The organism is Nocardioides renjunii, assembly GCF_034661175.1.
In the GTDB taxonomy this organism is placed as follows: Bacteria; Actinomycetota; Actinomycetes; order Propionibacteriales; family Nocardioidaceae; genus Nocardioides; species Nocardioides renjunii.
Map to the genome: position 1 here is coordinate 477,221 of NZ_CP141058.1, position 20,973 is coordinate 498,193.

The 20,973-nt window shown below is 73.3% G+C and carries 18 protein-coding genes and 1 riboswitch; of the genes, 10 read left to right on the top strand and 8 right to left on the bottom strand.

The window, feature by feature from the left end; all coding sequences use genetic code 11:
- Nucleotides 1–12: 12 nt before the first annotated feature.
- Nucleotides 13–402: a hypothetical protein gene (locus SHK17_RS02200; protein WP_172269331.1), complete on the top strand. Its 390-nt coding sequence runs from the start codon at nt 13–15 to the stop codon at nt 400–402.
- Between the two features lie 57 nt (nt 403–459).
- Nucleotides 460–1,251, top strand: a complete 792-nt coding sequence (locus tag SHK17_RS02205) for a SurA N-terminal domain-containing protein (protein WP_322920936.1) — start codon at nt 460–462, stop codon at nt 1,249–1,251.
- A 10-nt stretch (nt 1,252–1,261) separates the two neighbouring features.
- Here SHK17_RS02205 and SHK17_RS02210 read toward each other — a convergent pair whose 3' ends face one another.
- Nucleotides 1,262–1,615, bottom strand: a complete 354-nt coding sequence (locus SHK17_RS02210) for a response regulator (protein ID WP_322920937.1) — start codon at nt 1,613–1,615, stop codon at nt 1,262–1,264.
- Nucleotides 1,616–1,739: 124 nt separating this feature from the next.
- On the opposite strand from SHK17_RS02210, the gene SHK17_RS02215 reads away from it, so the two are divergent.
- Nucleotides 1,740–2,594, top strand: a complete 855-nt coding sequence (locus SHK17_RS02215; protein ID WP_322920938.1) for a response regulator transcription factor — start codon at nt 1,740–1,742, stop codon at nt 2,592–2,594.
- Nucleotides 2,591–4,723, top strand: a complete 2,133-nt coding sequence (locus SHK17_RS02220) for an ATP-binding protein (RefSeq protein WP_322920939.1) — start codon at nt 2,591–2,593, stop codon at nt 4,721–4,723. The genes SHK17_RS02215 and SHK17_RS02220 overlap by 4 nt, the downstream gene beginning before the upstream one ends.
- 143 nt (nt 4,724–4,866) lie before the next feature.
- On the opposite strand, the gene icmF is transcribed toward SHK17_RS02220, so the two are convergent.
- The 3 genes from icmF to SHK17_RS02235 form a co-directional block, all read right to left on the bottom strand.
- Nucleotides 4,867–8,091 carry a fused isobutyryl-CoA mutase/GTPase IcmF gene (icmF, locus tag SHK17_RS02225; RefSeq protein ID WP_322920940.1) on the bottom strand — a complete coding sequence of 1,075 codons (3,225 nt, stop codon included), beginning with the start codon at nt 8,089–8,091 and terminating at the stop codon, nt 4,867–4,869.
- 165 nt (nt 8,092–8,256) lie between these two features.
- The gene (locus SHK17_RS02230) at nt 8,257–8,745 is read right to left on the bottom strand and encodes a MarR family winged helix-turn-helix transcriptional regulator (RefSeq protein ID WP_322920941.1); all 489 of its coding nucleotides are present in this window, start codon (nt 8,743–8,745) and stop codon (nt 8,257–8,259) included.
- Between the two features lie 26 nt (nt 8,746–8,771).
- On the bottom strand, nt 8,772–9,515 hold the full coding sequence (locus SHK17_RS02235) for a helical backbone metal receptor (RefSeq protein WP_322920942.1): 744 nt from the start codon (nt 9,513–9,515) through the stop codon (nt 8,772–8,774).
- A gap of 64 nt (nt 9,516–9,579) precedes the next feature.
- Here SHK17_RS02235 and SHK17_RS02240 point away from each other — a divergent pair, with 64 nt between their 5' ends.
- Complete coding sequence (locus SHK17_RS02240) at nt 9,580–10,725, top strand: aldehyde dehydrogenase family protein (RefSeq protein ID WP_322920943.1); 1,146 nt, start codon at nt 9,580–9,582, stop codon at nt 10,723–10,725.
- Here SHK17_RS02240 and SHK17_RS02245 read toward each other — a convergent pair.
- Both SHK17_RS02245 and SHK17_RS02250 read right to left on the bottom strand, forming a co-directional pair.
- Nucleotides 10,691–11,128 (bottom strand): GNAT family N-acetyltransferase, encoded by a 438-nt coding sequence (locus SHK17_RS02245; protein WP_322920944.1) that lies wholly within the window; start codon nt 11,126–11,128, stop codon nt 10,691–10,693. The genes SHK17_RS02240 and SHK17_RS02245 overlap by 35 nt on opposite strands.
- Nucleotides 11,125–12,024 (bottom strand): alpha/beta hydrolase, encoded by a 900-nt coding sequence (locus SHK17_RS02250; protein ID WP_322920945.1) that lies wholly within the window; start codon nt 12,022–12,024, stop codon nt 11,125–11,127. The genes SHK17_RS02245 and SHK17_RS02250 overlap by 4 nt, the downstream gene beginning before the upstream one ends.
- A 76-nt stretch (nt 12,025–12,100) precedes the next feature.
- A riboswitch (TPP riboswitch) is annotated at nt 12,101–12,210 on the top strand.
- On the opposite strand from SHK17_RS02250, the gene SHK17_RS02255 reads away from it, so the two are divergent.
- From SHK17_RS02255 to SHK17_RS02270, 4 genes are all read left to right on the top strand, one after another.
- Nucleotides 12,201–13,283, top strand: coding sequence for a thiamine ABC transporter substrate-binding protein (locus SHK17_RS02255; protein ID WP_322920946.1), 1,083 nt, complete (start codon nt 12,201–12,203; stop codon nt 13,281–13,283). It overlaps the preceding riboswitch by 10 nt.
- A 10-nt stretch (nt 13,284–13,293) precedes the next feature.
- Complete coding sequence (locus tag SHK17_RS02260; RefSeq protein WP_322920947.1) at nt 13,294–14,928, top strand: ABC transporter permease; 1,635 nt, start codon at nt 13,294–13,296, stop codon at nt 14,926–14,928.
- On the top strand, nt 14,928–15,947 hold the full coding sequence (locus tag SHK17_RS02265) for an ABC transporter ATP-binding protein (RefSeq protein WP_322920948.1): 1,020 nt from the start codon (nt 14,928–14,930) through the stop codon (nt 15,945–15,947). The genes SHK17_RS02260 and SHK17_RS02265 overlap by 1 nt, the downstream gene beginning before the upstream one ends.
- 5 nt (nt 15,948–15,952) lie before the next feature.
- Nucleotides 15,953–16,999, top strand: a complete 1,047-nt coding sequence (locus SHK17_RS02270) for a phosphatase PAP2 family protein (protein WP_322425120.1) — start codon at nt 15,953–15,955, stop codon at nt 16,997–16,999.
- 116 nt (nt 17,000–17,115) lie between these two features.
- Here SHK17_RS02270 and SHK17_RS02275 read toward each other — a convergent pair whose 3' ends face one another.
- Nucleotides 17,116–18,087 (bottom strand): hypothetical protein, encoded by a 972-nt coding sequence (locus SHK17_RS02275; protein ID WP_322920949.1) that lies wholly within the window; start codon nt 18,085–18,087, stop codon nt 17,116–17,118.
- A gap of 345 nt (nt 18,088–18,432) precedes the next feature.
- Here SHK17_RS02275 and SHK17_RS02280 point away from each other — a divergent pair, with 345 nt between their 5' ends.
- On the top strand, nt 18,433–19,974 hold the full coding sequence (locus SHK17_RS02280) for a C40 family peptidase (protein ID WP_322920950.1): 1,542 nt from the start codon (nt 18,433–18,435) through the stop codon (nt 19,972–19,974).
- Between the two features lie 122 nt (nt 19,975–20,096).
- On the opposite strand, the gene SHK17_RS02285 is transcribed toward SHK17_RS02280, so the two are convergent.
- Nucleotides 20,097–20,972, bottom strand: a complete 876-nt coding sequence (locus SHK17_RS02285) for a sulfotransferase domain-containing protein (protein ID WP_322920951.1) — start codon at nt 20,970–20,972, stop codon at nt 20,097–20,099.
- Nucleotide 20,973: the final 1 nt, after the last annotated feature.

Here is a 20,973-nt window from a genome sequence, read left to right on the forward strand (position 1 = left end):
CATGCTGGAGCCATGCGTTTCACCGAGCACGAGCTGACGGTCGCCGTGACCGCCGCGGCCAAGGTCGTGGCCGGGGGCAAGGTCGGCAGGAGGGCCAAGGGCGAGGCGGCGTGGGAGGCGATGAGCAAGCTCGAGCGCTACCATCTCCTCGAGGCCGTCGGCAGCCAGGTGCTGCCCGTCCTGCTCGCCCTGCCCGATGTCGAGGTCCCGGCCGGCACCCGGCCGACGTTCACCGACGACCAGATCGGCACCGCGGTCCAGCAGACCCTCGGCGAGACCGGCGTCGGCCGGCTCCGCCAGAAGGTGGCGGTGGCCGCGCGCCTCACGCTCGTGCGTACGGCGCTCGCGCAGCTGCCCGTGCGCCAGGACCCCGACGCGCTCGTCGTGCCGGACTCCCTCTGACGCGACCCCCGGGATCCTGAGGAGGACGCTCAGGTTCGGTGCGTACCGTCGATGGCGATGACTTCCACGACTTCGAAGACGATCTCCATGATGCGCACCTCGCGGACCCGCACCGCCCTCGTCGGCCTCGCGGCCGCCGCCCTGTTGTCCCTGTCCGCGTGCGGCAGCGAGAACGACTCGCGCGACGAGCCCGACGCCGCTCCTTCCGCGAGCGAGTCGCCCAGCGCGTCCGCGGACGACACGGCCGCCGCCGGCCCCGACCTCGAGGGCATCCCCGACGTGGTGGCCGAGGTCAACGGCGAGGAGGTCACCAAGGAGGAGTTCGCACCGCTCTACGAGGCGGCCTTCCAGCGGGCGACCATGGAGGCGCAGATGAGCGGCGCGGCGCCCGACGAGGACGCGCTGAGGAAGCAGACCGTCGACGACCTGGTCGACACCGAGCTGCTCGCCCAGGAGGCGGACGAGCGCGGCCTGTCCGTCACCGACGCGGACGTGGACGCCGAGCTCGAGCAGCTCGCGCAGCAGAACCAGATGGCCTCCGGCGAGGAGCTGCTGAAGGCGATCGAGGAGCAGGGCATGAGCCAGGAGCAGGCCCGCACCCAGGTCGGCACCCAGGTGATGATCGAGCAGCTCGTCGCCGACGAGGGTGGTCCTGCGGAGCCGACCGGCAAGGAGCTCCGGGAGATCTACGCGCAGGCCAAGCAGGCGCAGACCGGGCAGGAGATCCCGCCCTTCGCCGAGGTGCGCGAGCAGATCGCCGAGCAGGCGAAGGCCGAGGAGACCGGCCGGATCGCGCAGGAGCTCGTCGACGGCCTTCGCGAGGACGCCGACATCACGGTCAACCTCTGACCCCGACGACTCAGCCGGGCGCCGGGTGGCCCATCAGCGCGGCCACCGCGTCGGTCAGCTCGAGGCGGTTGAACGGCTTGGACAGGAAGTGCGGGTGCCGGTAGGCGACGTCCTGGTCGCCCGACATCAGCAGCACCGGCGCGCCGGGGCGGGTGATCCGCAGGCGCTCGGCCACCTCGAGCCCGGTCATCCGGGGCATGTGGTGGTCGAGGACGATGAGGTCGAACTCGCTCTCGCAGGCGCTGGTCCAGGCCTCGAACCCGTCGGCTGCGACCGCCACGTCGTGCCCGGCGCGTTGCAGCACGAAGCAGATGAAGTCGCGGATGTCCGGGTCGTCGTCGGCAACGAGACTTGTCATGGACATGCAACGAGTGTGCCCGCGGGAAGTCACTCCGGGGCTCGCGCCCGGTCACGACATCTAAAGAGGTTGTAAAGACCGCATGCCCTCGCTCCTCCTCAGCGGGGCCCGGTGGCCCTACTGTTCTCCCATGCTGAGGGTCCTCGTCGTGGAGGACCACGCCTCCACGCGGGAGGCGCTGGTCGACGTGCTGCGGGTCGTGGGCTACGACGCCGTCGAGGCCGCCTCGGGGCGCGAGGCCCTCGAGCTGGTGACGACGTCCGGCCCCGACCTGATGGTGCTCGACCTCGGACTGCCGGACCTCGACGGGATCGAGGTGATCAGGGAGGTGCGCGAGCTGTCCGACCTGCCGGTCCTCGTCGTGTCGGGCACCCACCGCCGCCGCCGCAAGGCCGACGCGCTCGACGCGGGCGCCGACGACTTCATCGAGAAGCCGTTCGACGTCGGCGAGCTCCGCGCGCGTCTGCACGCCGTGACCCGGCGCCGCTCGCGCGGCCTCGCCGACGACCCGCGCCGGACGTACGGCGACATCGAGGTGGACGTCGAGGCGCGCACCCTGTCGCGCAGCGGCCGCGAGATCCGGCTGACCGAGACCGAGTGGCGCCTCCTCGACGCGCTCACCGCCCGGGCGGGCGCCGTGGTGACCCACCAGAGGCTGGCGGCGACCGTGTGGGGACCGCGGGCCCGCAAGGAGGTCTACCCGACGCTCCGGGTCCACATCGCCTCGTTGCGCCGCAAGCTGCGCGACGGGGGCCAGGACCCGCAGGTCATCCGTGGCGAGTCCGGGATGGGCTACCGCTGGGTGGCCGCGGGCGACCAGCGGGCGGCACGCGACCGTACGACCGTGCTGCACCGCGCCGTCGCGCTCCGCGACGAGGTGGCGCTGCTGGCGCCCGCGGCGGCCTCCGGCTCGCCCGAGGCCGAGGCGCTCGCGCGCGCCTCCGACCTGGTCGACGCCCTCGAGCGCCTGGAGGCCCGCACGTGAGCCGGGCGCAGCGCCCCCTGCCGGTGCCAACGGTGCTCGCGTTCGCCGGCGCCTACGCCGTCCTCGCGCTGCTGGGGCGGACCACGGTGGTGGACGGAGCGACCGTCAGCCTCGTGTGGCCCGCGGCGGGCGTGGCGGCGCTGTGGATGCTGGCCGAGTCGCCGCGCCACCAGTGGCGCGTGCTCGTGCCCCTCGCGCTCGTGCACGGAGGGGTCGTGTGGGGCACCGGCGCGTCCCTGACGGTCACGCTCTTCGGCTCCGTGTCCGTCGCGGTGCAGACGTGGCTCCTCTGCCACCTGCTGCGGCGCTGGTGCCCGAGCCTGCTGGGCGCCGGCGGGACCGCGAGCCTGCGCATGCCGCGCACCCTGGTGCTCGCGGGCGTGGCGGCCGTCCTCGCGTGCACCGTCGGGGCGGCGATCGGCACGACGGGCCTGTGGGTCGACGGCGAGCCGACGGACGCGTCGACGGCCGTGGCGTGGTTCGCGCGCCACCTGACGGGCATCCTCGCCGTGGGTGGGGTCGGCCACCTCGCCTGGGAGTGGCGCACGCAGCAGGTCCCCGCGCGGGCGCACGGCGGCTCGACCACGGAGCTCGTGCTGCTGTGGGTCGGCTCCGTCGTCATCACCGTCGTGCTGTTCCTGCAGCCCTACCCGCTCGCGTTCCTCGTCATCGCGCTGACCGTGTGGTCGGCCGCGCGCTTCCGCACGTTCCCCGCCGCCCTCCACGCCCTGACGCTGGGGTCGATCGGGCTGTGGCTCAGCCTGCTCGACCACGGCTCCTTCGCCCGCCTGTCGGACCCGCTCGCCGAGGCGCTGGTCTCGCAGGTGTTCCTGGTCGCGGTGCTGCTCGCCGGCCTGTTCGTCGGTGCGCTGAGCGACCGCATCGACGAGCTCTTCGCGACGGTGACCCGCGCCCAGCGCGAGGCGGCCGAGCAGGCCGAGCTCCTGGCGGAGATGACTGAGAGCATGGGCGAGGGCCTGGTCGTGCTCGACCGCGACGGGCGCGTCGAGCGCAGCAACGGCGCCAGCCGGCGGCTCGCCCACCGGGTCCGGCCCGGGGCGCCCGACGCCGACGCGCTGGCCGCGCTGGTCGCGCTCGTGCTGCACCCGGCCGCCGACAACACCGACGCGGCGCGCGCCGAGCTGGGGGTCGGCGACGTCGTCGTCCCGCTCGCCAACGGCGAGGAGGCCGTGCTCGCCGTCTCCCGCACCGTCCTCACCCGCCGGCTCGCGGACGACGGCGGCGCCGGGGTGCTCCTCGTGCTGCGGGACGTCACCGAGCACCGCTCCGGCCTCAAGCCGCTGGCCGGCTTCGCCGCGACCGCGGCCCACGACCTCCGCGGGCCGCTCACTGCCATCCGGTCCTGGCTCTCGCTGGCCATCGAGGACCTCGAGCCGGGGGCCGAGGTGCTCGCGCCGCTGCGCCGCGCCGAGCGCGCGACGGGCCACATGGGCCAGCTCATCGACGACCTGCTCGAGCACGCCATGGCGGAGTCCGGCGAGCTCGTCGCCCAGGACGTCGAGCTCGCGGGGCAGCACGGCGTGCTGGCCCCCCTGGTCGGGCTCCTCGGTCCCGACGACGTGCTCGAGGTGGCCGACGACCTCCCGCCCGTCCACGCCGACCCGGTGGCCGTCCGGCAGCTGTTCGGCAACCTCGTCGGCAACGCCGTGAAGTACGCCAAGCCCGGTGAGCCGGCGTACGTCCGGGTCCGCGCCCAGCAGCAGGGCTCGCGCGTGGTCGTCGAGGTCGAGGACGACGGGGTGGGCGTGGTGGACCACGACCGCTCGCTGATCTTCCAGCGGTTCCACCGCAGTGGCGCGGTGCGGGCGAACTTCCGCGGGACCGGGATGGGCCTGTCGATCTGCCAGACGATCGTCCACCGCCACGGCGGGACCATCGAGTGCCTGCCCACGGCCCCCGGGACGGGGTCGGTGTTCCGCTTCGACCTGCCCGCGGCGTCGGGGTCGGCTTCCTCGGGCGCTTCGTCGTCGGGGGTGGCCTCGTCGTCGGGGTCCTCGTCGTCGGGGGTGGCTCCCCGGGCGGCGGATCCGGAGCGCGAGGAGCGTCGCGGCTCGCAGGCCGAGGCCCGGCGGGTGCCGGAGTCGTCGCGGGTGTCGTCGCCGGAGTAGGAGTCTGCGGTCCGGTCTGTCGACCTTTGCACCCGAGTTCCGTGCTTCGAGGTGGAGATCTCTACCTCGAAGCACGGCGGTCACCGGATATCCGGTGACTCCAGCCGCAGCCGGAGATCCGCAGCCAGGGCCCCCGCCAGCACTCACACGTTGCGGCGGTACTGCCCACCCACCTCGAAGAACGCCTCGGTCACCTGCTGCAGCGAGCACACCCGTGCGGCGTCCATGAGGACCGCGAAGACGTTCTCGCCGGAGATCGCGGCGTCCTTGAGCCGCGCGAGCGCCTGCTGCGCCTCGGCGCCGTGCGCTGCCTGGAAGGCGCGCACCCGGGACAGCTGGGACTCCTTCTCGGTCTCGGTGGCGCGGGCCAGCTCGATCTCCTGCGGCTGCGTGTCGGCGGCCGACTCCTTGAGGAACGTGTTGACCCCGATGATCGGCAGCGAGCCGTCGTGCTTGCGGTGCTCGTAGAGCATCGACTCGTCCTGGATCCGCCCGCGCTGGTAGCCCGTCTCCATCGCGCCGAGCACGCCGCCGCGCTCGTTGATGCGGTCGAACTCCTCGAGCACCGCCGCCTCGACGAGGTCGGTGAGGTCGTCGATGACGAACGAGCCCTGGAGCGGGTTCTCGTTCATCGCCAGGCCCCACTCGCGGTTGATGATCAGCTGGATTGCCAGCGCGCGGCGTACGGACTCCTCCGTCGGCGTCGTGACCGCCTCGTCGTAGGCGTTGGTGTGCAGGCTGTTGGCGTTGTCGTAGATCGCGATGAGGGCCTGCAGCGTCGTGCGGATGTCGTTGAAGTCCATCTCCTGCGCGTGCAGCGACCGGCCGCTCGTCTGGACGTGGTACTTCAGCTTCTGCGACCGCTCGGAGGCGCCGTACTTCTCCTTCATCGTCACCGCCCAGATGCGGCGCGCGACGCGGCCGAGGACGGTGTACTCGGGGTCCATGCCGTTGGAAAAGAAGAACGACAGGTTGGGGGCGAAGTCGTCGATGTCCATCCCGCGCGCGAGGTAGGCCTCGACGTAGGTGAAGCCGTTGGCGAGGGTGAACGCGAGCTGGCTGATGGGGTTCGCCCCGGCCTCGGCGATGTGGTAGCCGGAGATCGACACGGAGTAGAAGTTGCGCACCTGCTGCTCGATGAACCACTCCTGGATGTCGGCCATCATCCGCAGGCAGAACTCCGTCGAGAACAGCGCCGTGTTCTGGCCCTGGTCCTCCTTGAGGATGTCGGCCTGCACCGTCCCCCGGACGTTGGCGAGGGCGTACGCCGCGAGCTGGGCGTGCTCCTCGTCGCTCGGCTCGCGGCCCTCCCGCTCGCGGAAGACGTCGACCTGCTGGTCGATCGCGGTGTTGAGGAAGAACGCCAGCACGGTCGGCGCGGGGCCGTTGATCGTCAGGGACACCGACGTCGTCGGCGCGACGAGGTCGAAGCCGTCGAAGAGCTCCTTCATGTCGTCGAGGGTGGCCACCGAGACGCCGGACGTGCCGACCTTGCCGTAGACGTCGGGGCGCGGGTCGGGGTCGCGGCCGTAGAGCGTCACGGAGTCGAAGGCGGTCGAGAGCCGGGTGGCGGGATTGCCCTCGGAGAGGATCTTGAACCGGCGGTTGGTGCGGGCCGGGTCGCCCTCGCCGGCGAACATCCGCGCCGGGTCCTCGTTGTCGCGCTTGAACGGGAAGACGCCCGCGGTGAAGGGGAAGTAGCCCGGAAGGTTCTCGTTGCGCCAGAACCGCACCAGCTCGCCGTGGTCGGCGAAGCGCGGCAGCGCGACCCGGGGGATCTTGTTGCCGCTGAGTGACTCCTTCGTGAGCCGGGTCGTGATCTCCCGGTCGCGGACCTTCACGACCTGCTCGTCGCCGGAGTAGGACTCCACGACCGCCGGCCAGCGCTCGATCTGGTCGACGACCTCGTGGGGGACGGCCTTGCGCGCCGCCTCGAGCAGCGCGGGGACGCCGCCCGCGTCGCCGTCGCCGAGCTGGTCGGCGACGTACTGGACGCGCTGGAGGGTGCGCGCCGCCTCGGCCAGCTCGGACGTACGCGCGTGGTAGCCACGGACGGTCTCGGTGATCTCCGAGAGGTAGCGCACCCGGTCGGCCGGCACGACCTGCCGGATGCCGGAGGAGTGGCGTACGTCGACGCGCGGGAGCGTGCCCTCGCTGATCGCCAGGCCGGCCTCGGCGAGCTCGGCGCGCAGGTGCTGGTAGAGCGCGGTGACGCCGTCGTCGTTGAACGTCGCCGCGCTCGTGCCGAAGACCGGCATGTCGTGCGGCTGCTTGCCGAAGGCCTCGCGGTTGCGGACCAGCTGGCGCCCGACGTCGCGCAGCGCGTCCTTGGCGCCGCGGCGCTCGAACTTGTTGATGGCCACGGTGTCGGCGAAGTCGAGCATGTCGATCTTCTCGAGCTGGGAGGCGGCGCCGAACTCGGGCGTCATGACGTAGAGGGAGTGGTCGACGAGCGGCACGATGCCGGCGTCGCCCTGGCCGATGCCGGGGGTCTCCACGATCACCAGGTCGTTGCCGGCGGCCTGGAGCACGGCGATGACGTCGGCGAGGTGGTCGGGCACCTCGTGGGCGCCGCGGGTGGCGAGCGAGCGGAAGAAGACGCGGTCGCCGTCGAGGGAGTTGGCGCGGATCCGGTCGCCGAGCAGCGCGCCACCGCCCTTGCGACGGGTCGGGTCGACCGCGACGACGGCGATCCGCAGCTTGTCCTGCTGGTCGGTGCGGAAGCGGCGGACCACCTCGTCGGTGAGCGAGGACTTGCCCGACCCGCCGGTGCCGGTGATGCCGAGCACGGGCACGACGCGGCGCGTGGCCGCGGCGCGGATCTCGGCGAGGGTCGCCTCGTCCAGGCGTCCGCCCTCGGCGCCGGTGATGGCCCGCGCGACGGCGAACCGGTCGCCGGTGAGCACCTGCTCGACCGTGACCTGCGCGTCCTGCCAGAGGTCGACGTCGCAGTCGGCGACGACCGAGTTGATCATCCCGACGAGGCCCATCCTCTGGCCGTCCTCGGGGGAGAAGATGGTGACGCCGGACTCGCGCAGCCGGGTGATCTCGGAGGGCACGATCACGCCCCCGCCGCCGCCGACGACCCGGACGTGGCCGGCCCCCGCGGCGCGCAGCGACTCGACGAGGTACTCGAAGTACTCCACGTGTCCGCCCTGGTAGGACGACACCGCGACCCCCTGGACGTCCTCCTCCAGGGCCGCGTCCACGACCTCCTGCACCGAGCGGTTGTGGCCGAGGTGGATGACCTCGCAGCCCTGGCTCATGAGGATGCGCCGCATGATGTTGATCGAGGCGTCGTGGCCGTCGAAGAGCGCGGACGCGGTGACGAGGCGGATCGGGTTGCGCGGGGTGTGCAGGTCGGCCATGGTCCGATGCTAGGACATCCAACTATTACTCGGAAGTCACAAGGGCGGGGGTGCTGTGCACCCGAGTTGCGTGCTTCGAGGTGGAGATCTCTACCTGTAGGGCCGGTGGTCCCCGGATATCCGGGGACCACCGAGCCGGCCGGAGCCGCCGGAACCCCGACCCCCTCAGAGGTCGCCGAGCCCCGTCCGGAGCGAGGTCAGCCGGTCGGTCAGCTCCCGCACGTCGCCCCCGGGCAGCCCGGGCCGCTCGAAGACCTCGTCGTTGAGGGCGGCGGTCGCGTCCTCGACGGCCCGCCGGCCGGCCTCGGTGAGCACGGCGCGTACGACGCGCTTGTCCTCGGCGCTGCGCACGCGCTCGACGTAGCCCTGCGCCACCAGCCGGTCCACGGCGCTGGTGACGCTGGTCGGGTGGACCTGCAGCAGCGACCCCAGGCGCGACATCGGCATGGCCGTGCCGCGGGCGAAGGACAGCAGCCGGAGCACCTCGTAGCGGGCGAAGGTCAGCCCGCGCGGGCGGAGCACCGCGTCGATCCGCTCCATCAGCAGCTGCTGGGCCCGCACGACCGAGGTCACCATCGCCATCCCGTCGGCGGCGTCGCGCCAGCCGTGGGCGACCCACTGGCGGTGGGCCTCGCCGATCGGGTCGCGGGTCATGGCTGGAGGTTAGCGATGGGCCGGCGTCACCGGTGCAGCGCGGTGAGCACCGCGTGCGCCTCGACCATCGCCGGGCCGTACCAGGTCAGCAGCCGCCCCGAGACGAGCCGGGTCGGGGTGGCCAACGCCTCCGGGCCGTCGTCGGCGGTGAAGACGTACGGCTCGTCCGGCAGCAGCACGACGTCCGCGCCGGCGCCGTCGATGTCCGCCGGCGTGACCGGCGGATAGCGCCCGTCGCGGCCGGCCAGCACGTTGACCAGCCCGGCCCGGGTGAGCAGGTCGTCGGTGTAGGTCGGCGACCCCACGACCATCCACGGGTCCCGCCAGATCGGCACCGCGACCCGCAGCCGCGCCGGCGCCGGGGAGGACCAGAGGTCGCGCGCCTCGACGAGCCAGCCGGGATCCGCGAGGTCGAGGGCCTCGGCGAACAGGCGCGACATCGAGGCCAGCGCGTCCTCGACGGTCTCGATCCGGGTCACCCACACCGCGACGCCGGCCTCGCGGAGGCGGCGTACGTCGAGCTCGCGGTTCTCCTCCATGTTGGCCACGACGAGGTCGGGGGAGAGGGCGCGGACGGCGGCGAGGTCGGGGTTCTTGGTGCCGCGCACCCGCGCCACGCCGAGGTCCGCCGGGTGGGTGCACCACTCGGTGGCGCCGACCAGCCGGTCGGGCGCCGAGGCGGCCAGCGCCTCGGTCAGCGACGGGACGAGCGAGACGACGCGGCTCGCGGGCGCGCCGAGCGGGACATCGGCTCCCAGGTCGTCGCGCACGGGTCGAACCTAGGACACCGGAGGGGTGCTCGGCGCGCCGAGCCCGGCGTGATGGAGTTGTCCCATGAGCAAGCACGCCCGGTCGTCGGGGCTGCCGGTCGACGGCGCGGAGCGGGCCACCGCCGACGGGTGGAGCTTCCCCGCCCGCGACCCTGCGACCGGTGAGCGGCTCTGGGACGTCCCCGACGCCGGCGTGACTGACGCGCACGCCGCGGCCGAGGCGGCGTGGCGGGCCCGGCACGCGACGACGTGGAGCACCGACACCGCCCTGCGCGTGGACGCCGTCACCGAGCTGCGCGAGGCGCTGGCCGCACGGGCCGACGACCTCGCCCTGCTGCTCGCCGCCGAGACCGGCGTCCCGGTCGCCCTGCGGGAGGCGCACGTCGACGCGCCGATCGCCGCGATGGGCCACGAGGTGGTGCCGGACCCCGAGCAGGACGCCGGCGTGACGCTCGTGCTCACCCCGGCCACGTCGCCGCTGGCAGTGGCGATCGAGGAGGTCGGCCGCGTGCTGCTCGCCGGCGGCACCGTCGTGCTCAAGCCCGCGCCCGAGGCGGCCTCCGCGGCCCTCGAGCTCGGCCGCATCGCGCTGGACATCGTGCCGCGCGGCGTCCTCAACGTGCTCACCACCCGCGACGTCGACGTGGCGATCGCCCTCACCCGCGACCGCCGGGTCGACGAGGTGTCCTTCACCGGGTCGGCGGTCGTCGGCGAGCGGGTCGGGGCGACGGCCGGTGGCGCCGGCAAGCGCGTACGACTCGACGTCGGCGGGGCGCGGACGGTCCGGGTCGCGGACGACGACGACCTCGACGCCGTGGTGCGGGCCGCCGCCGTCGAGCTGGTGGCCAACGCCGGGCAGGGCTGCCGGCTCCCGGCGAGCGTCGTCGTGCCCACCCACCGCTACACCGACGCGCTCCGCGCGGCGCTCGGGGCCATGGAGGAGGTCGCGGTCGGTGACCCGACCGACCCGGCCACCCGCTGCGGGCCGCTCCGCTCGCCGGTGGCCCGCGACCGGGTGCTGCGCTACGTCGCGCTGGCCAGGTCCGAGGGCGCCGACGTGGCGCTCGGCGGCCACGTCCTCGACCGCGACGGCGGCTGGTGGGTCGCGCCGACCGTCATCGGCGGGGTGGAGCCGGGCTCGCGGCTGGTGCGCGAGGAGGTGCTCGGCCCGGTGCTCATGGTCGTGCCCGACTCATCGGCGCGTGCATGATGCCGTCCTCGTCGAACTCGGGCCCGGTCACCTCGAAGCCGTAGGCCGCGTAGAAGGCGGTCAGCCCGGTCTGGGCGTCCAGCCGCACCGCGCGGTCGCCGCACAGGCGCATCGCCTCGTCCATCAGCAGTGCCGCCAGCCCGCGCCCGCGCGCCGCCGGTGCCACCACCACGCGACCGATCCGCATCGCGTCGCCGTCGTCGAGCACGCGCAGCGTGCCGACCACCTCGTCGTCCTCCAGCAGGACGACGTGGCGAGTCGTCGGCTCGAGGTCGCGCCCGTCGAGGTCGGGGTAGGGGCAGTCCTGCTCGACCACGAACACCTGCTGCCGCAGCCGCCACACGTCGTACGCCGTCCGCGCGGGGAGTTCGTCGACGGTCGTGGTGAGCACCCGGGTGCTCATCGCAGGAACTCCACGACCTGGTCGAACGCGCGCCGCGACTCGGGGATGAGCGGCAGCAGCCCGTAGACGTGGATGAGGTCCGGCTCCTCGATCGAGGTCAGGTCCCAGCCGGCGTCGGCGGCCCGCTTGGCGAGCAGCCGGCAGCCGGGGTGCAGGAGGTCGCGGGTGCCGTAGAGCATCAGGGCCCTCGGCAGCCCCGACAGGTCCCCGAGAGCCGGCGAGACCTCCGGGCGGCCGAGGTCGTCGGGCGAGCCCGCCCACCAGCCGGCGTACGCCTCGAGCTTGGTGTAGAAGAGCCACGGGTCGACGAGGTCCGCCGCGCGCGTCGCCGGCGTGGAGGTGGTGAGGTCGACCCAGGGTGCGTGCAGGACCAGGTGGCTCGCGGCCGGCAGGCCCCGGTCGCGCACCGACATCGCGACGGCGAGGGCGAGCCCGCCGCCCGCGGAGTCGCCGGCCAGCACGGCACCGCCCTCCTGGCCGCTCCAGCGCGCGGCGTCCGCGACCAGGGCGTCGTGCGAGTCGGCCCACGTGTGCTCGGGAGCGAGCGGGTAGTCGGGCAGCACGACGCGGGCGCCGATCGCGTCGGCGAGCCGCGTGGCGTAGCGGACGTGGAAGGCGTCGATCGGTGCCATGAAGGCGCCGCCGTGGAGGTAGTGCAGCGTGCGGCGCACGGGCCGGTCGCGCGGCGTGAGGACGTAGGAGGGGAACCCGAGGTCCTCCACGGACACCTCCCACCGCTTCGCGAAGCCCGGGGTGGCCCGGACCGGCAGCGACCGGTCCTGGGTGCGGTGCCGCGCCTCGACGCGGGCCCGCTCGGCGGGCTCGGTGTCGAGGTCGCCGGCGCGGCGCAGGCGCGGGATGGCGCGGGCCAGCAGGTCGTGTCGGGTGCTCGGCATGGAGGCAGCGTAGGTGGCGGGCCGCGGTGCGGGCGGAGGGGCGGGCGGGGGTGTGGGTGGCCGCGGCTAGGGTGGTGCCACAAGACAGGGGAGCACGCGCGGGCGTGCTGAGAGTGCGGGACAGCCGCAGACCCTACGAACCTGATCCGGTTAGCACCGGCGATAGGGAGTCCACCATGTTGCACGTACGAGTCCGCGCTGCCCTCGTGACGGCCCTGACCGCGTCCGCCCTCACGGCCTGCAGCCTCGCCGGCGGTGGGGGGGACGACGCCCCGAGCGCCACCGAGTCGGCGTCCTCCGGCGCCACGCAGGCGGGCGGCACGGTCGTCCTCGCCACGCACGAGTCGTTCGCCCTCCCGAAGAAGCTGGTGCGGGACTTCGAGGAGGGAACGGGCTACTCGCTGGAGGTGCGGGCAGCCGGTGACGCGGGCACGCTCGCCACCAAGCTGAGCCTCACGGCCGACAACCCGATCGCCGACGCGGCGTTCGGCATCGACAACACCTTCGCGTCTCGTCCGCTCGGCGAGGGTGCGTTCGACGAGGTCACCACGACGACCACCCCGCCCGAGGAGTACGCCCTCGCCGAGGGCGGCGACCGCCTGGTGCCGGTCGACTCGGCGAGCGTGTGCGTCAACGTCGACACCGCCTGGTTCGAGCGGGAGGGCATCGAGCCGCCGCGCACGCTGGCCGACCTCACCGACCCGGCCTACGCCGACCTGTTCGTGACGCCGGGCGCCTCCACGAGCAGCCCCGGCATGGCCTTCTTCCTCGCCACGGTCGCCGAGCACGGCGACGGCTGGCGCGACTACTGGACCGACCTGCTCGCCAACGGCGCCAAGGTGGTCGACGGCTGGGAGGACGCCTACTACGGCGACTTCACCGCCGCGTCCGAGACCGGCACCCGCCCCGTCGTGGTGTCCTACGACTCCTCGCCGGCCTTCACCGTCGAGGGTGGCCGGACCACCACCGAGGCGCTGCTCGACACCTGCTTCCGGCAGGTGGAATACGCCGGCGTGCTGGCCGGTGCGGACAACCCCGACGGCGCCGCGGCGCTGGTCGACTGGATGCTCTCCGACGAGGTGCAGAGCGCGCTGCCGGAGTCGATGTACGTCTTCCCGGTCATGCCGGGGGCGACGGTCCCCGACGACTGGGCCCGGTTCGCGCCCCAGCCCACCGAGCCCTACGAGGTCTCCCCGGAGGAGATCGCGGCCAACCGCGAGCAGTGGCTGACCGAGTGGACCGACGTCGTCTCCCGATGAACCGCACCCCATGAGACGCATCGCCGGTCTCCTGCTGCTCGCCGCCGGGCCGGTGCTCGTGCTCGGCGTGCTCTTCGTCCTCCCGGTCACCGGCATGGTCGCCGAGGGCTTCTTCGTCGACGGACGCTTCGCCCCGGGCGCCGTGCTCGAGGTCCTGGCGCGACCGCGCGTGCACCGCGTCGCGTGGTTCACCGTGTGGACGTCGGGCGCCGCGACCCTCTTCTCCGTCGTGCTCGGGCTCCCGGCGGCGTACGCCCTGCACCGCCTCGCGCTGCCGGGACGGGCCGCGGTCCGGGCCGCCCTCCTCGTCCCGTTCGTGCTGCCCACGGTCGTGGTGGGCGTCGCGTTCCGCCAGCTGCTGGGGGAGGGGGGGCCGCTGGGGTTCCTCGACCTCGACGGGACGCCGGTCGCGATCGTGTGCGGGCTGGTGTTCTTCAACGTCGCGGTGGTCGTGCGCACGGTCGGCGTCGCGTGGGAGTCGCTCGACCCCCGGCCGGGGCAGGCGGCGGCCGCCCTCGGCGCCTCGCCGTGGCAGGTCCTGCGCACCGTGACGCTGCCGGCGCTGCGGCCGGCCATCGTCGGCGCCGCGAGCATCGTCTTCCTCTTCTGCGCCACGGCGTTCGGCATCGTGCTGACCCTCGGCGGCGTCCGCTACGCCACGGTCGAGACCGAGATCTACCTGCTGACCACGACGATCTTCGACCTCCAGGCCGCCGCGGCGCTGTCGGTGCTGCAGATCGTCGTCGTGGTCGGGCTCCTGGCCCTCGCCGCGCGGCTGCGCGCCACGCCCGACCCGACGGCCCACCGCACGGCCACCCCCGCGCGCGCCGTACGCCGCGGTGACGCCCCGGTCGTGGTCGCGACGCTGCTGGTGCTCGGCGCGATGCTGCTGCCGATCCTCACCCTGGTGGCCGGGTCGCTCACCGTCGGCGACGGCTGGGGGCTCGACAACTACCGCGCCCTGACGACCGCGGGCGACAACCAGGCGCTGCTGGTGCCGGTGACCTCGGCGCTGGTGACCAGCCTCCGCACCGCGGTCGACGCGACGTGGATGGCGCTGCTGGTCGGCGTCGTCGTCTCGCTCGTCGTCACCCGCCGCTCGCACTCGGTCGCCGAGCGCCGCGTCCGCTCCACCCTCGACGGCTTCTTCATGCTCCCGCTCGGGGTCAGCGCCGTGACGCTGGGGTTCGGCTTCCTCATCACCCTCGACCAGCCGCCGCTCGACCTGCGCGACTCCGCGCTGCTCGTGCCGATGGCGCAGGCGCTGGTCGCGCTGCCGCTGGTCGTCCGGACCCTGACGCCGGTGCTCGGCGGCATCGACGACCGCCAGCGGCAGGCGGCCGCGTCGCTGGGGGCGTCCGCGTGGCGCACCCTGCTGACCGTGGACCTGCCGGTGGTGTGGAAGCCGATGCTCGCGGCCAGCGGCTTCGCCTTCGCCGCGTCGCTGGGCGAGTTCGGCGCGACGTCGTTCCTGGCCCGCGACGACGACCCGACCCTGCCGGTCGTGATCTTCCGGCTGATCGGGCACCCCGGCGAGATGAACTACGGCATGGCGCTGGCGGCGTCCGTCGTGCTGGCCGCCGCCACCGCCGCGGTGATGGTCGCCGTCGAGCGGCTGCGCGTGCCCGGAGTGGGGGCGTTCTGATGGCGCTCTCGCTGCGCGACGTGTCGGTCCGCTACGGCGACACCGTCGCCGTCGACGGGGTCTCGCTCGACCTGGCCGCCGGCCAGGTGCTGGCGGTCCTCGGCCCGTCGGGGTGCGGCAAGTCCACGCTCCTGCGCGCGGTCGCGGGGCTCGAGCCGCTCTCGTCGGGCTCGATGTCGTGGGCGGGGGAGGACCTCGGCGGAACGCCGACCCACAAGCGCGGCTTCGCCCTGATGTTCCAGGACGGCCAGCTCTTCGCGCACCTCACCGTCGCCCGCAACGTCGCCTACGCCCTCCGGCTGCGACGTACGCCCTCAGCGCGCGTCGCGGCCCGGGTGCGCGAGCTGCTGGCGCTGGTCGGGCTGGCGGGCTACGACGACCGGCTGCCCGGCACCCTCTCCGGCGGGGAGCGCCAGCGGGTCGCCCTCGCCCGCGCGCTGGCGGTGGAGCCGCGCCTGATCCTGCTCGACGAGCCGCTGTCCGCGCTCGACAAGACGCTGCGCGAGCGGCTGGCGGGCGACCTGCGCGAGATCCTCCGCACCGCCGGCACCACCGCGCTCCTCGTCACCCACGACCACGAGGAGGCCTTCGCGCTGGCCGACCGGCTCGCGGTGATGCGCGACGGCCGGGTCGTGCAGGGCGGGGCGATCGACGAGGTCTGGCGTGCGCCGGTCGACGAGGAGACGGCCCTCTTCCTCGGCTACGCCCGCGTCCTGCGCGGCGAGGCGGCCGCCCGCGTGCTGGCAGCGGGCGGGCTCCCGGCGGCGCCCGCGGTCGCCGTACGCCGCTCCTCCCTCGTGCTCGACCCGTCCGGTCCCGTGGAGGCGGCCGTCGAGTCGGCGCGGGTGACGCCGGAGCAGGTGCGCCTCGTCGTGGTCGCCGACGGCGTGGGCACCGTGGACGCCGTGGCGCCCCTGGGCAGCCGCGCCGCGCCGGGGGACCGGGTCCGGCTGGGCGTGGACGTGACACGGCTCGCCGTCCTGCCGACCGGGACGGGGGTTGACCCGTCCCTAGACTGACGCCCGTGTACAGACCGGCCTATGCCCTGCTCGTGGGAGTCGCCGCCACCATGGGTGTGCTGGCGGTGACCGCTGCGCTGGTGCTCGACCGGCCCCTCGTCGACCCGGAGGGCTTCCTCGGCCCGTCGTGGCTGCGGCTGCCGCTGCTGGTCTTCGGCGCCTTCCTGCTCGACCTGCTCCCGCGGACGCTCTACGCCTCGAAGATGAAGCCCGCGCTGATGCCCGACATCGTGCGCGAGCGGATCCGCACCCACTGGGACCGCGAGCGGATCGTGCTGGTCGTCCTCGGCCTGGTCTGCTTCTACATCACCTACGTCTGCTACCGGAACCTCAAGTCCTTCCTGCCCTTCATCATGGGCGAGGACAAGTACGACCGTGAGCTGCACCTGGTCGACCGGGCGCTGATGTTCGGCCACGAGCCCGCGACGATCCTCCACACGATCTTCGGCACCGGCATCTCGGCGCACTTCCTCTCCACGATCTACCTGTGGTTCCTGCCGCTCGTCCCGCTGGCGCTCGCCGCCTGGCTGGTGTGGTCGCGCAACATCACCTTCGGCTACTGGTTCGCCACCTCGCAGTGCCTGGCGTGGTCGCTCGGCACGGCGTCCTACTACGCACTGCCGACCCTCGGCCCCGGCTTCCAGTACTCCTACCTCTACGTCGACCTCCCGGCCACGGGGTCCAGCGCGCTGATGGAGTCGTTGTTCTACGGACGCAAGGGCGTGATCCGCGACGGCGCGGAGGGTGCCGTGCAGTCGGTCGCCGGCTTCGCGTCCCTGCACGTCGCCATCACCCTGCTGGTGGCGCTGATGGTGCAGTACACGCTGCGCAACCGGGTCCTCCACATCATCTTCTGGGCCAACTTCGCGATCACCGTCGTCGCCACCCTCTACTTCGGTTGGCACTACATCGCCGACGACCTCGCCGGGGTCGTCATCGCCCTCTTCGCCTTCTGGCTCGGGGGGCTCGCCAGCGGGCAGAAGTTCGACAGACGGGGCTTGGCCTCCCATCCCACCTCGACGACGAGCCAGGTGCCGGTCGACGTGGAGTAGGTGGTCGGGGGTCTGTTGGTGCTCTGGGGTCTGGAGTCCCCGGATATCCGGTGACCACCGTGCCTACAGGTAGAGGTCTCCACCTCGAAGTACGCAACTCGGGTGCGAACTCCGGGTCAGCCCCTCTTGAGGCCCCGGCCCGCCAGCACCCTGCGGATGCGCGTCGCCAGGAGCTCCGGCCGGTCGAGGTCGGCCCACGTGACCCGCAGGCACACCCACCCGGTCAGCAGGCAGACCAGCTCCTGGCGCTTCTTCTCGCGCATGAGGAACTCGTCGAGCGACTCACCCGGGAGCCGGTGCCGCTCGTACTTGGCGCGGCCGTCGAACTCGAGGAACACCTCGAGCTCCGGCCAGGCGAAGTCGAGGCGCGCCACGACGTTGCCCCACTCGTCGCGCACCACGACCTGCGGCTCGGGCCGCGGCAGGCCGTAGAGGTAGGCGACATAGCTGAACCGGTCCTCGCCCACCGACTCCAGCCGCCCGTCGGCCAGGCGCAGGACCACGTGGGCGGTGAGGCTCCCCGGCCACGACCGGTGCTCCTCGACCTGCGCTGCGAACTCCTCGAGGCTCATCGCTCCGGCGTGCAGCAGCCGGTTCACGACGACCAGTGCGGCCTCCACGCCGGCGACCGTGGTGACCTCGAACGCCGACCGCGCAGCGCTGCTCACCAGCACGCCGTTGACCACCTCGACCTCGTCCGGCGTCAGGACGCCGCGGTGCGGCACCCAGTCCTGCTGGCGCCTGCCGGCCCGCTCCGGGTGCTCACGAGTGGTGTGCACGACGTCGAGCGGGAACCCCCACACGGGCACGCCGCGCTCGACGACAGACGTGGCGTGCGTCAGGACCGTCGCCTCGTGCGCACGCGCCAGGACGGCCCTCGCCAGGAGGCGGTGCCGGTCCTCGGGAGAGCAGGACTCCCAGACGTCGGCGGTCACGTAGGCGCCGTACCGGATGCGGCGGAGGACCTTCGTACGGACGAGGCGGTCGACGTGGGTGTCGCTCATCCCGCTCGCGAGGAGGTCGCGGCGGAGGTGGACGAGCCCGGTCAGGTCACGGGCGGTCGGAGGCGGGGTCGGTGGTCTCATCACCAGGGGTGACTGCCCGTCGCCGGAGCCGGCTACGCAGCCTTGGAGAGATCTGTGGACAACGCGGGCTCGGCCTCGGTCGGCCCGAGCTTTGCACCCGAGTTCCGTGCTTCGAGGTCGAGATCTCTGCCTGTAACCCCGGCGGTCACCGGATATCCGGTGACCGCCCCCGCGAATGACAGTGGTGTGGTTCGGAATGATAGGGATGTCATTCGTCAAGCGGACACGCCGCACGAAGGTGAAATAGTTGGGGAAAGAGTTCCCAGTGTGACGAAAGTTGACTAGCGTGCCGGAAGTTGACCGTGCGGTGGGGAAGCCGCACGGTCCCGAGACCCTTGAGGGGAACCCGTGCCGTTCGCACCGCTCGACCCGACACCTGCGCCGCGTCGTACGACGTCACGCTGGGCGACCGCGGGCGTGCTGGTCGTCGGACTCGCGCTCGGCGGCCACGGCGTCGCCTTCGCCGACAACGCGTCCGAGGACGCCGCGCCCAGCCGCTCCGACGTCGACGCCGCCGAGCAGGACGCCGCCGACAAGGGCCGCGACGTGGCGGACGTGCAGGCCGACCTGATCCGCGCCAACCTCTCGCTCGAGTCGGCCGGCGACGCCGCCGCCCATGCCGCCGAGGCCTACAACGGCGCCCGCTGGCGGGCCGAGCAGGCACGGCAGGACGCCCGCGCTGCGGACGTGGTGGCGACGTCGGCCCGCGAGGACGTGGACGCCCAGCGCGAGCTGTACGCCGACACCGTCGTGCGCTCCTACGAGGAGGCCTCGCAGGTCCAGGGCCTCGCTGCGGTGGTCGAGGCCGACGGCATCGAGTCGCTCATCGACACGACGGTCACGATGGGCAACACCTCCGACGCGCTCGACGACCAGTACGACGCCTTCATCGCCGCCTCGGCCGTCGCCGAGGTCACCTCCGCGACCGCGACACGGGCCGCCGAGCGCGCCGCGGCCGCGGAGCTGGAGGCAGAGCAGGCCAACGCAGCTGCCGCCGCGGCCGAAGCCGATGCCGGTGCGCAGGCCGAGTCGATCGCCGCCACCAAGACCGCGCTCATCGCCGAGCTGGCCGAGCTGCAGGGCGTCAGCGTACGCCTGGCCGAGCGCCGCCAGTCCGCGCTCGAGGAGGCCGCCGCCGAGGCCGCCGCCGAGGCGGCGCAGGCCGAGGCCGAAGCGCTGGCCGCGCAGCAGGAGCAGGAGGAGCAGCCGACGCCCACGGTCACGCCGACGCCTACTCCGGCGGTGAACCCGACGCCGACGCCGACGCCGACGCCTAGCGCGACGCCGACCCCCATTCCGACGCCCGTCCCGACGGTCACTCCGACCCCGACGCAAGCGCCGACCCCGACCCCCACTCCGACACCGAGCGCGACGCCCACGCCGACCGCGACGCCGACCCCGACGCCCACCGCGACGCCGACGCCCACCGCGACCCCCACCGCGACACCCACAGCGACACCCACGCCCACCGCGACACCGACGCCGGTCCCCACGCCGACGCCGACGGCCACCCCGGTCCCGGCCGCGGGTGACGCGTCCGCGGCGATCGCCTTCGCGCGGTCGCAGATCGGCAAGCCGTACCGCTACGGCGCCGCGGGTCCCGACTCCTGGGACTGCTCGGGCCTCACCTCCGCGGCGTGGGCCCGCGCGGGCAAGACGCTGCCGCACTACTCGGTCGCGCAGTACACCCAGTCGACCCGCATCGCCGCCAGCCAGCTCGCGCCGGGCGACCTCGTGTTCTGGGGCTCGTCGAGCAACCCGAGCTCGATCTACCACGTGGCGATCTACATCGGCGACGGCCAGATCATCCACGCGCCGCGCACCGGTCGCAACGTCAGCCAGGAGTCGATGTACTACTGGCGCGCGCCCAACTTCTTCGCCCGCCCGTAGCGGGCACTGTGCACCCGAGTTCCGTGCTTATAGGTCGAGATCTCTACCTGTGAGCACGGTGGTCACCGGATATCCGGGGACCGCCGAGGGAGCAGGCAAGCAGGCAAGCCCCCACCCCCGGCTCAGCGCACCTTCCGCCCGAACCGCGCCGCCAGCTCGGCGGGGTCCAGCTCCCCGTCCAGCACCAGCCGGGTCGGCCAGGCCGAGGTGTCGATCCCGGAGAGCTCCTCGAAGAGGGCGAGGTCCTTGGCGTAGACCTCCGCGACCCGGGCGAGGTCGTCGGCGGTCGGGGCCGTGCCGGGGACCTGCTCGGCCCCGGCGTGCCAGTTCTTCAGCGGCGGCACGCGCTCGAAGCTCGGCAGGTCGAGGAAGTCGGTGGTGCGGTGGATGGTCGCCTCGAAGTCGCCGAGCATCTCGCGCAGCTCGAGCAGCAGCCACTGCTGGCGGTCGAAGAGCTCGAAGCCGCGCTGCAGCTGCTCGCCGTAGAACCCCCGCGCGAGGCCGGTCATGTGCCGCCACCGCATGGTGCGGACGTCGTCGGGCACCGCGTCGGGAAGCGAGGTGTGCGGCCACTCGGTGAGGAAGTCGGGCCAGTCGGGCCAGGCGAGGTTGCGCGAGCGCAGCATCACCCAGTGGGAGAACAGCCGCTCGAGCGGGTCGCGGAACACCGCGACCAGCGGCATGTCCGGTTTGTAGGCCCGCATCCGCTCGAGCGCGCGCGGCCAGTAGAGATAGGTCGGGCTGGCGTCGCCGAGCAGGCGGTGGACCGGCGCGCGCCGCGGCGCGGTGTAGTCGCGGGCGTAGTCCGGCGCCGACCAGTCGACGGTCTCGTCGTCGAAGTAGTGCCGCTCCTTGTCAGGCGCCTGGCACACCAGCCGGTGCTGGTTGAGGGTGACGGCCAGCGTCGACGTGCCGCCCTTCTGCACGCCGACGACCGCGAAGTTGTAGGCCATCGTCCCCGGGTCGTCGCCCGGAGGGGTGGCATCCGACACGTTCATC